Origin of the sequence: Chitinophaga sp. RAB17 (assembly GCF_052114225.1) — a bacterium.
In the GTDB taxonomy this organism is placed as follows: domain Bacteria; phylum Bacteroidota; class Bacteroidia; order Chitinophagales; family Chitinophagaceae; genus Chitinophaga.
The window spans coordinates 236,797-249,227 of the sequence record NZ_JBFREI010000001.1; the positions used below are offsets into that span (position 1 = coordinate 236,797).

General features: G+C 45.1%; 9 protein-coding genes. 3 read left to right on the plus strand and 6 right to left on the minus strand.

What is annotated here, in order from left to right; translation table 11 throughout:
* Positions 1–5 precede the first annotated feature (5 nt).
* A complete protein-coding gene (locus tag AB4Z08_RS00910) occupies positions 6–1,712 on the plus strand; it encodes a hypothetical protein (protein ID WP_441571878.1) in 1,707 nt (568 codons plus the stop codon).
* 65 nt (positions 1,713–1,777) lie between these two features.
* On the opposite strand, the gene AB4Z08_RS00915 is transcribed toward AB4Z08_RS00910, so the two are convergent.
* The 6 genes from AB4Z08_RS00915 to AB4Z08_RS00940 all read right to left on the minus strand — a co-directional run bounded on the left by AB4Z08_RS00915 (position 1,778) and on the right by AB4Z08_RS00940 (position 10,292).
* Positions 1,778–4,240, minus strand: coding sequence for an ABC transporter permease (locus tag AB4Z08_RS00915; RefSeq protein WP_441571879.1), 2,463 nt, complete (start codon positions 4,238–4,240; stop codon positions 1,778–1,780).
* A 164-nt stretch (positions 4,241–4,404) separates the two neighbouring features.
* Positions 4,405–5,280, minus strand: a complete 876-nt coding sequence (locus AB4Z08_RS00920) for an endonuclease/exonuclease/phosphatase family protein (protein ID WP_441571880.1) — start codon at positions 5,278–5,280, stop codon at positions 4,405–4,407.
* A 23-nt stretch (positions 5,281–5,303) separates the two neighbouring features.
* Positions 5,304–6,278 carry a metallophosphoesterase family protein gene (locus AB4Z08_RS00925; RefSeq protein WP_441571881.1) on the minus strand — a complete coding sequence of 325 codons (975 nt, stop codon included), beginning with the start codon at positions 6,276–6,278 and terminating at the stop codon, positions 5,304–5,306.
* A gap of 22 nt (positions 6,279–6,300) precedes the next feature.
* The gene (locus tag AB4Z08_RS00930; RefSeq protein WP_441571882.1) at positions 6,301–7,911 is read right to left on the minus strand and encodes a LamG-like jellyroll fold domain-containing protein; all 1,611 of its coding nucleotides are present in this window, start codon (positions 7,909–7,911) and stop codon (positions 6,301–6,303) included.
* A gap of 11 nt (positions 7,912–7,922) precedes the next feature.
* Complete coding sequence (locus AB4Z08_RS00935; RefSeq protein WP_441571883.1) at positions 7,923–9,020, minus strand: alkaline phosphatase family protein; 1,098 nt, start codon at positions 9,018–9,020, stop codon at positions 7,923–7,925.
* A gap of 45 nt (positions 9,021–9,065) precedes the next feature.
* Positions 9,066–10,292, minus strand: coding sequence for an NAD(P)/FAD-dependent oxidoreductase (locus AB4Z08_RS00940; protein ID WP_441571884.1), 1,227 nt, complete (start codon positions 10,290–10,292; stop codon positions 9,066–9,068).
* A gap of 429 nt (positions 10,293–10,721) precedes the next feature.
* Between AB4Z08_RS00940 and AB4Z08_RS00945 the strand changes: the two genes are divergently transcribed.
* Together AB4Z08_RS00945 and AB4Z08_RS00950 are read left to right on the plus strand one after the other, a co-directional pair.
* Positions 10,722–11,618, plus strand: a complete 897-nt coding sequence (locus AB4Z08_RS00945; protein WP_441571885.1) for a DMT family transporter — start codon at positions 10,722–10,724, stop codon at positions 11,616–11,618.
* Positions 11,619–11,686: 68 nt separating this feature from the next.
* On the plus strand, positions 11,687–12,406 hold the full coding sequence (locus AB4Z08_RS00950) for a helix-turn-helix transcriptional regulator (RefSeq protein WP_441571886.1): 720 nt from the start codon (positions 11,687–11,689) through the stop codon (positions 12,404–12,406).
* Positions 12,407–12,431: the final 25 nt, after the last annotated feature.

Sequence of the window (12,431 nt, forward strand, 5' to 3'; positions counted from 1 at the left end):
CAATCATGGGGCAACAATATATTTCTTTCCGGATAATGGCGACAGCGGTATTCATCTTCGCTGCCTTTTCCGGTTGTAAAAAGGTAGTCAATGACCAGAAACGTTTAAACGAACAGCCATCGCTGGTTACTGGTCATGCTACTTTAGTGGGTACTGGTCTTGGTAATATCCAGGACCGCTACGACTATGTATACAAAACACAGTTCCAGGTAGGTGATACTATGGTACTGGCTGGGCGGTTATTTCCGGCATCCGTACAGATCCGGATAGGTGATGTGATCGGAAAAGTGGTATACACCAAAAAAATTTCGATTTATGGCACGCCGGAAATACCGGTAGTAGACGGAGATTTTATTAAACTGCTTATCACCAAAGAAATGGGTGCAGGCAGCAACCGGCCGGTACAGATCACGGCCAATGGTCAGACGATACTGGCGCCTGCTATTGCGATAGTAGATCTTCCTCCTTTTACCGGGCAAACAGATACGACATTAAAAGTAGATTCCCTGCTTTCTTTTGTTCAGGATGGCCTCCGCAGGTTCGACTACTCCCATATCACCGATGGCAATGTGGGGCACTCGGGGCAGATTTGTTTTTCGAATTCAAGAGCAGTATACCTGTTACAGCCCGGGGCTACTGCACCGCAGCAACTGGTGGCGATCAAAACGGAATATGGTACCGGCAATGACATTTTTAAATTCAATTACCTCAAAGCTGCTGCTATAAGCTGGGATGAAAGGAGCGTGTATGTGAGTGGAGAGGTCAGCGACAACGGCCCCAATAATCCGGACCCGGATGCAAAACCTTACGGGGTAGTACGATTAGTAAAAATAGATTTGCACACACATGAGATGACCACCCTGAACCGTTCATTTTTTGGTGGCTTTGGCAACAATCCCAGCAGAATATACGATGTACCTGGCCCGGGACTTATTACCGGCCCACTTTCGCAGGTAAACCTGGTAATTGATAAAATCCATCCCGATGCGTACAATAACCTGTATGTAGAAAACACGGTGTATATAACAGCCAATAACCTGGTGAGGATTGGATCAAATATATCGGCAAATGCGCAGGTAAAAACAGCATTCAGCAATGACTCCAGGTATCCCGGTCAGTATGCTTCCACCCCTGATGGCGTGACTTTCAATCCCATTACGTTGTTAGGCTTCACCGCCATCAAAGGAGATCGCATCACCAATAATATTTCCTATTATGATTTCAGGCAGGAAGAACCCTTACTGTCTTTCCCCGGAAGTAATAAATCTTTCACCTACAGTTATTTCGATAGCAGCGTTATAACCGGATATGCCCGTAACAAAAAATCAGAGGCCATTAGTCTGGATTATGACGTGGCTTTCGATGCAAGGAATACAGTGGTACTTTCTACCGGTGAAATGGTATTGTTCCACTCGGTATTGTCTCCTACCTCTTTTAACATAACAAAAAACGTAGCCTACATGTATGCCGGATGTGAGATCAATACAATCAACCACACAGCAGAACCTCCCCTTCTGGCTTCCTCACCGACGGATATTAGCGGAGTACAGACCAATACCACCGGGCTGGCGAAATATGTTAATTTCTTCGATGTAAAAATATTAGGGGCAGATGAAAAAAATACGATCTATTTCTTCCGCCCGGCAACAGGAGGTCCTACCACACCGCCACCAGGAAATACGGCCAGAATTTATAAATTGTATAAACCTTAATTGAAAAATCCTTTCCATATATTTTAATATATGGAAAGGATTTCCCGTTTTATAATTCAGTTAATTTACTCCGCCTTCAGGCTTTCTACCGGGTTCACCAGCGCGGCCTTTATAGATTGGAAACTTACTGTCACCAGTGCAATCAACATCGCCATCATTCCTGCCAGTACAAATATCCACCAGGAAATGGGGGCACTGTAAGCAAATCCCTGCAGCCATTTATGCATGCAATACCAGGCAATAGGAGATGCCAGCACAGCGGCGATGAAAACATACCGGAGAAAATCTTTGCTCAGTAAAGCGGCTATATTGCTTACGCTGGCGCCCATTACTTTCCGGATACCAATTTCCTTGGTACGCTGACGGGCAGTAAATGCTGCCAGTCCGAATAACCCCAGACAGGAAATAATAATGGCAATGGCCATAGCGGTATTCATCAGCCCTTCCATCTGCCTTTCTTTTTCATAAAATTTGCTGATCGTATCATCGAAGAAACGATAGTCAAATTTCTCGTTGGGATATACGCTGGTAAATGCTCTTTCAATACCAGCCATTGTTTGTTTCAGCTGATCCGGTGTAGTACCAGCCAGGGACAGCTTTATATTTAAAGAGCGGCAGATCTGCGTGGAAGAAACAAGGAAAGTGGGTTTAATAGGATCATGCAATGACAGCACGTGGAAGTCTGCTAATACGCCTACAATAGGTATAATCTTATCGTAGGGCTTATCACTGATACCGGACTTCACCAATTTACCGATGGCATCTTCCGGACGCTGAAATCCCAATGCCCGGGCACAGGTTTCATTAATAAGCACTTCCCGGATAGTATCTGAAGTATACAAATTTCTGCCCGCCAGCAATTTTAACTGGTAAAGTGGTACAAATTTATCGTCTGCCAGCTCCAGCTGACAATCCACTTCTGCATTGTCTTTACTCATCGATTTAAGATTGGTACCCCAATGCCCCTGGGCCGCAGGTGTTCCCTCACTTAAGCTAACCATAGTCACCTGTGGCAGCGTACTTATTTTTTCGGCCAGCACACCGGGCTGTGTCTTGGGGTAACTATCGTTTGTGCGGATGGTAATAATCTCATCTTTTTTAAAGCCCAGATCTTTATTTAACATATAGCGCATCTGGTTATTCATCACCAGTGACCCGATAATAAATATAAGGGAAACGGTAAACTGAAAGACCACCAATCCTACACGCAGCGATCCCTTTTGGTTGCCTTTCTGCCCGGTAGCTCCTTTCAGGCTTAATGCCGGATGGAAAGATGACAGCACCTTCGCAGGATACAAACCAGATAGCAAGGTGGTTACCAGGGTAATCAGCAATAGGAATACGATGGTAGGCCAGCTGAACAAATGCAGCGCAACCCCATTGGGCATGAAAGCGCTGAATAATGCCAGCAAGGGTTTCACCGCAAACAACGAAAACACCACTGCGATGCTCGTCAGGATAAATGTTTCTGTCAGGAAATAGAACACCAGGCTACGGCGATTACTGCCCAGCACTTTCCGGATACCGACTTCTTTGGATCTTGCCACAGATTGTGCGGTAGCAAGATTAATAAAATTAATAGCTGCTATAATCAATATAAAGGCCGCTATGCCCATCAAGCCATACAAAGTAGGTAAATGCACCTGCCGGGTAAAATCGTCCTTATAATCAGTGTTAAAGTGAATATCAGATAATGGTTGTAAGCGAAGCAGTTTACTGCCTCCGGGGGCTGTTCGTATATGTTCATTCCCAAAGACCGCCAGTTGCCGGTTTACCTGCGCGGTATCAGTACCCGCATTCAATTTCACAAATAGCTGTGTGCCGCCAAACATGCCCCACTGGTCAAAACCGAACATGTCTTTTAACGGCGTATTTTTAGCAGTAGCGTAAGAAATAAAATCTGAAAATATCAGGTCACTGTTCTGCGGTAAATCCGCTACAATGCCACTGACCGTGAGTGGTATCGAATCATTATAGTTCACCGTTCTACCGATATACTGATCGGGAGACAACTCACCAAAGTATTTAGCAGCTTTACTGGCAGTCAATACCACGGTAGATGGCTCCCGGAAAGCAGTCGTAGGTTTGCCGGCCAGCCAGGTGTATGAAAATATCCGGAAGTATTCGGGATAAGTAATCACTACATCCGGCTTCCCCTCGCCACGCTGAGGTGCTTCAAACTTTTTGAGTTCTCCATTCTCACCTTTAACAGCCGCTTTAACACTGACAGGATGTATGCCTGCCAGCGACTCAACACCGGAAAACTGACCGGCTAATGCGTCAGGAGCAGGATCCGGCACTGAAGCCATTTTATGAAAGCCCTTTTCCATAGATCCCAGCTCTGCTACCACCCGATAGATATTTTCTTTACCCGGATGAAAGGTATCATAGCCCAACTCAAAGTGCACACTGAGAAATATCACCAGACAGGCACTAATCCCCAATGCAAGGCCAGCGATATTAATAATGGCATATACGTTGTTCCGGAGCAAATTTCTCCACGCGATTTTGATATAGTTTCTGAACATAACAGCAAGGTGAGGTTAGCTGTTAAAGATCAAAAATATGCCAATCACAAGAGCTCTGATAATGTTGGAGTTATAATTTTATTTTTCCGGGAAAATGTCCGGTTATGACAGGGGCGTGTTCATAAACGGACACGGGTGACATGGCACCACCCGCGTCCATTTACTTATTGGGCTTTAAAAGTTTCCATGATCGGATAATGATCCGACAAAGTATCTGTTACCGCATCTTTAATGATACGGGCACTTTTAAAGCTGGCTTTCATTTTAGCCGATAGCAATACCTGGTCAATTTTAATCTGATCGCTGACGGTAGTTCCCGGAAAGACTTTAGTAGGATAGCTTGCATCAAACGGCTGATGTAATAAAGAAAAGCTATCATAAAAACCATGATGCAGAAAAGAACGAACTACAGCATAGTCTATTTCATGCTGTGCATTTAAATTCCGCAACACACTGTTTTTTGTTTCTGCAACGTACATGCTGTCGCGCACACCGGAAGTAATGTAAAACAGACTATCAGCAGGGGAAAAAGCATTGAAATCACCGAGTACGATCACCTTCTCAGATAACTTATTTTTAGTTTGCAAGGTCTGTAAAATTTCATTGGCTTCTTCCAGTCTTTTAGCACTGCTGAAAGGAGAAAAATGTACTACAAAAAAACTGATCCCTTTTATCTCCGCATACAGGCAGCCATGATGCATGCCTTCTATTTGTTTATATACATTGGTAATGGGATAACGGGAAGATATACCCACCGGGTATCCGCTCTCCTTCACAATCACCGCATAGGGATGTCCCCAGCTTTTAGCCAGTTCTGCAAAAGAGGTTTGTGTAAAATTATTCAACTCCTGGAAGGCGATCACATCTGCCTGCTGCTGTTTAGCCCAGGCTACAAAGCTATTTCTCCGCGGTGTTTCACTTTCAAATCCGTTCCACACATTATAGGTGATCACCGTAAAGGGTGCTGGCTTCGCAGGTTTGAAAGAGGTGTGCAAAAAGAATAATGCACTAAACGTCAGTAAGCGTACGATGTATTTCAATGGTCAAAAATTAAGTGCTGAAATTATGATTTCCCTAATTTCCGGTCAGAAATAAAAGGAACAATAGGATAAATGTATTCATCCATATTTACCCCCAGCTTTTCGGGAGACGATCCCACAAAAACTGTTTTCCTGCCCTGAATGGTAATTGTTCCTTTGGTGTCTATTTCAATCATGGCCCAGATAGGATCTTTATAAGGCACCGTATATTTTATATAGGGATGCGCTTTATCTATCTCTGCGGAGTAACGCATTTCCTGGTGATCATCACCTAACCATTGATAGGAAGCACTGTTAATCTGTACGTAGTGAATATCATTGATACGATTGTAATAATCCTGGTGATGATGTCCACTCAGCACAAGGATTACTTTTTGTTTACCGGCCTTTTTGTTAGCTGCTTCCAGTGTATAGCGTAATAGCGTGCCATTTTCAAGTCCGCCGGCATCATTGTCCAATCCCTGATGGCAACATACGATTGTTGGCAGACTGGTATTATCCAGGTCCTTCCTCAGCCACGCTAACTGCACGGGAGAGATAAATCGTGCATAGCCCGGAGGACGGGACTTACTTTCGTTATGTTCGTTACCATCCAGCACAATAAAATGGAAACCATTGGCATCAAAAGAGTAATATTTCGCGGGTGCTTTCCAGAATTCCACTACCTGTTCACGGGTAAATCCGCCATCGGTATCATGATTACCTATTACATGGTACCGGGGACCTTTAAAGCGGTTCCAGATATCCATCAGCGGTGCATTTTCTTTTTTAGGAACACAAAGGTCTCCCATCTGAATAATGAAATCAGGGGCTTTGGTATTCATCTCTTCAATAAAAGCAGATAAACGCTGGGGACCATCATGCATAACATCATGATGCAGATCAGCAATCACCCCAAACCGGATCTTTGTACTGTTGGCAGATACTTCCGGGAAACGCGCAAATACCAAAGCGCCGCTTGCGAGACTGGCTTTTGCCAGAAATTCTTTCCTGTCCATCATTATTTAATTTTAAGACTTGTTATTTTTCACCTTTCCTATAGTCAAAAACCGTCATCACGGCCGCATGATCTGATGGGAACATAACCGGATGATAATCGATGACACGGGATATAATTGGTTGCAGGCTACCTCCTTTATAGTAAATAAAATCAATCCGGTCTCTCATGCCGTACTTTGTGGAAGAAGTCGCCGCTCTTGGTGACCAGGTTAATCCCGGATCAAGCAGCGGATCAATGTGGAGTTGCCGGTAGCTGTCCGTGAACCCCGCACTCATCATGGCCTTACTTTCCGGCCATTCAACGGCGAGGTTATAATGAATAGCGCTGGTAGCCGGCGTCCAGTCCAGGTGTGATCCGATATTAAAATCGCCGGACATAATAACAGGCACCTGTGCGGTATTCTTAAGCAGCGGTTGAATCAGCGCAAGAATGCTGGTCATCTCCGCCTGCCTGGTAGCTGATTCATCGTCGATTAAAGCGGCAGCAGCCTTATGTTTGTTTACCACACTATCTCCATAATCAGGGAGGTAGTGCAGCCAGGTATCAAAAAATAAGAGTTCCCTATCCGGACTTATTTTCAACTTTACGCCACCAAAATTAAATGGCTTATCAGCAATAACAGTCGTAGTAATCGGAAACCTGCTCATGATAGAGAGATTGGAACTGATAAGATAGAAATAATATCCCAGCGAATCTGCAATCACTTCTCCTGATCCATATGTTTCTATTAGCCCTACAATATCTGCATTGGTAGATTTGATCGTTTCTATGAGCCGCTGCAGTCCTACATACTGCCCATATCGATGGCCGCCATGCCATATATTCCAGGACAACACTTTCAGTTGTTTTGGCTCCAATGGTTTATTGGCTGCGGGTTCCGGGAAGTAATTTACATACAACTGGTGCACCGCCTCCGGTGTGATAACCTGGTTCCATATTTTCACGTCATCAATAAATCCATTAAAGGCATCCCACTGCGCGTTGGAACCATATTCCCATTTTTCATCCGATCCACCCACAACGGTGGCCTGTTCACTTTCAAAACTGCCGGCACCTGGCGTATTGTAAATCGCCACATTTTCACCATCCAGGTACATCCATACCTCCCGCTTTGTGCGGTTTACTGTAAAGACAATCTGGTGCCACTTCCCATCATTAATTTTTTGTCTCTGGGCAGTAGGTTTATAATCGTAGCGGTTTTTACCATCCTGCAAGATGAATGCCCAGGCACCGTTTTCCTGTGAATAGATCTGCCAGCCGGCGGTATTAAAATCGCCCGACTTTTTATTTCCCATGAGTGGTGTCCCCATTAATGCCCCGGGCAATGTTTTCACCCAGATCTGAACAGAGAAGGAACTTTTTTCATTAAAGGAAGGCAGTGCTGTCTTATCCAATTTTATGGGCCGTCTTAAAATGGCATTCGCTGAAAGATCCAGCGCATACCCACTTAGTCCGGTTGAAAACTGCGACTGCTGCAGATCAACGGTATATACCGCTTCTGCTGCCGGGGTGATTACTTCTTTAAAACTGTTCCTGTCAAAATCCAGGACATATACCGGCGACTGTGCCACGACAGTATTCCTGCCTATCGCAACCATTATCAGTAATAACCACACTGCTCTATTTTTCATGCAATATGCTTTTAACGCCCGATGACACCAGGTATCGCTTCTCCTATCGGATGCTGCTGACTGGTAAAATTAAAGCCCAGCAAGTCTGCCAATGTTTTCGCAAACTGATCCTGGTAAATTTGTTGTGATGCTTTTACTTCACCAAGTACAGGGGTATCCGGTCCCATCACCAGCAACCAGGTATCATTCGCATGAGGAATAGAGGAGCCATGACTGGTCCATTGATGGTCGTCTCCACGGCCATGATCCGGCACGATAATGAAAGTCGTATTATTTTTATAGAAACCATCCTGTTGCAACCGCTCCCAGAGATGTCCGATCATCGCATCAATGTTATGAATAGCTTCCAGGTAAGCGTCATACTTTCCTTCGTGTCCATATTCATCCGTATCTGCCAGATCCAGGTATACTACTCTGGGGTGATGCGCTAAAATATATGCCTGTGCCAACGCATAGGTATTGGCATCCAGGCGCTCTCCATCTCCCCATATCTTAGGGGTATAGTGTTGTGTTTCAGTGGCCAGTTTCTCGGCCTCAGACAGGTTATTTCCCTGCAGATTATCAAAGGGAATATTCACCAGCATACCATTCCTGTTTCTATTCACAATCCTGCCTACTGCATCCCACGAAGCGAAAGTGACTACCTTGCCATTGAATCCTTTTTGTTTGTTAATAAACTCCAATACATTTTCATTTGGATTATCAGGATGGTCATTGGTGGTAATCGCCGGATCTGCGTACCCGGTAATGCTTTCAGACCGGCCTGGATAAGAAATCCATGCTTTATTACGCACATTCACATTGTTGCCAAGATCACGGTTACCGTATAACTGACCATGCTGCTCCATGTAGTTCCATACAAAAGGCATCAGCATTCTTCTTCTTTCTTTGATGTCTTCTGCCCAGTAACGTTTGAGATTATCTGCGGCGCTAGCGGAATTATATTTTTTATTGGTGAGCAGTGCCTGCTCAGCGCCTCTGAAAAGTTCCTTCCAGCGGTAGCCATCCACCGAAATATAAATGATGTTTTTAGTACGGGTCTTTTGCTGCGCAACAGCGGTGATCCCCATCAGCAGCGCTAACAGGGATAGTAATGATTTCATCTTCATTGTTCAGTATTTAAATAAATATATCTATCAGGATCGGTCTTTATCTCAACCGCTTTTCTTCAGCGATCTTGCCATGGCGCATCTTTCCAGCCACTCCGGACTAAAAGGATCTACGGCACCAAAACGGTCTATATCAAAGCTGTTGAAATCATATGGATTGGGATGGCCTGCAGCCATTTCTGCAAATGCCCGTCCTACGCCGCCGGAAACGGCGATACCGGCGCCTACGCATCCGGTGGCCAGTAACAGGTTATCTACATTTCCAGGTTTTCCCATGCTCAGGTTATTATCCGGCGTATACCCGGAAAATCCTGCTACATAATGTTGGAGTCCTGTTTCATAAATACCGGGGAAAAACCTGGCCAGTCTTTCTATCACTTCCATCAGGTCGTGCATTCCTTTGTCCGGGCTGAAAGGGAAACCATGAATGTCCGCAGGTATTTCTTCCGGTGAAACACTAAATGATTTCTTCTCCCTGATGCCAAATAACAGGGACTCTCCTTCCGGCCGTGCATATGCCTGTGCATCCGGGAGCAACACAATAGGTGATCCTGGCGGAAAGACCGGTTTCTTTTCTGTAATCCAGTATTGACTTCTTACCGGCGCCATAGGCAAACCTATGCCTGCCTGCGCTGCAAATACCGGCGCCCAGGCCCCTGCGGCCACCACCACCATATCTGCCGTGATGATGCCTTCGTTGGTGCGCACACCTGCGGCTGCCTTTCCTTCCATCAACAACGTATCTACCGTTATGCCCTGCCTGAATATGGCACCCTGTATTTTTGCACAGCGGGCATAAAAAGTACCCAACAGGTAAGGATCGCAATAAGCTTCACCGGGGATATAACCAATCTTTACGGCCTCGGCAGTGTTCAGCCATGGCGCCCGCTTACGCGCGTCTTCCTGCGAAATATACATGGCAGGCTCATTAAATTCAGCTGCAACAGCCATCAAAGCAGCCAGGTCATTTACACTGCTTTCTTCCGCCGCAACATGCAGCACACCCACCGTTTTTACATCCATACTTTCCTGTAGCTGCTTTTCCATCGCAGCTATTGCATCGTAGGTTTCGAGCGACAGCGGTATAAATGCTTTCCGGGGGCGGATCCTTGTCATTAAGGCAGCAGCACGACTGGTAGCAGCATTACACAATTCGTTACGCTCCAGCACTATGATTTTTTTCCCGGGATTATTACGGGTGTAATAATAAGCGATGGCGCAACCAAATATGCCGCCGCCTATTACCACTACATCTGCCTTCTCAGCTTTCATGTTAATACTTTTACGGTTGGAAGATTAGTATATATTACAGGCAAAGCGTCAGCAACAGCAACGTTTTTCATAAAACACTACTACTGCTGACGCACAAATAATTTTTCAAAACGTATATGAATGTCGACAGATAAATTCATTGTTCACTGTACTTCTGCTGAGTAATATTAAAATAAAAAATTCAGATTTTGTTTATTTATACTAAACTTTTTAAAAAATTAAAGAGGACATAACAGCGGCAGGCAAAAAGATACCCGGAATAATTACACTGTCGTACATATCATCTCATATTATATATACCCGTTATTCAAATAAGACAAGTTCATCTTTTCATGATCATTATCCTGAAAATTAAGTTAACCCCCATTAAACTCTTCCATTACTATTGAAGTTCAGAAAAACGGGTATCTTGTACACACGAATAATGCTATGGGGAAAATCGTTCTAACAGACCGTACAAAGGGTTTAATCAGTATTGTTGTAGTGATGCTCATATGGGGCAGTTCTTTTTCCATCACCAAAACGGTGGTCATGGAGGTACGTCCTTTTGTGTTTGCAACGCTACGTCACCTGATGGCCTGTGCGGTGTTATTACCGTTTTATCTTCGTCAGCGGAGAAAAGTAAAACAGCAACTGCCTTATAAAAAGCTGGTCTTAATGGGCCTGGCGGGCATTACCATCTACTACGGGTTCTTTAATTCTGCCATGGTATATATTCCCGCTTCCATGGGGGCGCTGGTAGAAGGGTTAATACCGGTAGCCATTGCCATACCGGCTGCCATTATTTTAAAGGAACATCTCGCACCGAAAAGTATTGCCGGTATTATACTCTGTGTAACCGGGGTAATACTGGTAGGCTTTGTGGGCGCGCCCAAAGGCGCTCCCCATGCGTTACTGGGCAGTGTACTGATGTTGCTGGCAGTTTGTTGCTGGAGCGGATATACGCTTTTATCCAGGAGTATTAAGGAGACAGATACTTTATTAGCTACCTCTGTGAGTACGTTCATCGGCACTGCTTTACTATTGCCGGTGGCCGCGGTGGATGTATATTACCATGGCATGCCGGAGATATCCGGCAGGGCCTGGGCCGGCATGGCGTATCTGGCGATATTTGCCTCTGCACTGGCTTACTTCCTCTATAACCGGGCGCTGGAAAGTTTGCCTGCTGCGCAGGTAGGCAACTTCCTGAATTTAAACCCGGTGATTGGCGCGTTGATTGCCATGATATTTTTGAAGGATACATTTACCGGCTGGCAAATGGCGGGTGGTGTACTGGTACTGGCGGGCATCTGGCTCAGCTCTAAACGGGTCAGCAATAAACAATGACACCACGGTGCTAGCCCATGTCTTTTTTGTTTAAATTTATGCAGCGGCCACCTATATGCTGTAGCATCATGAACGATATGGATAATGATACCAAACGACTTTCCCGTTTAACGGCCATCCTGACCCAGTTGCAAACCAAACGGCTGATTACGGCTACAGAACTGGCTGCAAAGTTTGGTGTCAGTGTACGTACCATTTACAGAGATATCAAAGCGCTGGAGAAATCAGGCGTGCCTGTTTTAACGGAAGAAGGAAAAGGATACACGATCATGGAAGGCTACCACCTGCCACCAGTGATGTTTTCCGAAAGCGAAGCCAACGCACTGATCACCGCCGAACAACTGGTACTGACCAATAAAGACGCCTCCCTGGTAAAAGAATACAGGAATGCTATCAACAAAATAAGATCTGTATTGCGACACAGCACCAAAGACAAAGCAGACCTGCTCTCCAACCGGGTGTTGTTTAGCCAGAATTCTGATGATATCAGAACCAGCAATAACTTATCTGTACTACAGTTAGCCCTCACCAATTTTAATCTCATCACCATAGAATATCTCTCCGGAGACACGCAACAGGTAACGAAAAGAACGGTAGAGCCGTTCGCGTTACTAAGTACCCAGGGCAACTGGTTGCTGGTAGCCTGGTGCCGTTTGCGAAAAGATTACCGGAATTTCCGTTTAGACAGAATGTTGCAGGTACATACCCATGCGGAACATTTTGAGCCGCATAAATTGACCCTGATGGAATATTTTGCCCTTTCTCAAAAAAAAATTTCACACCCCTGACATAGCGCTGTCACAAGGCCGGAAT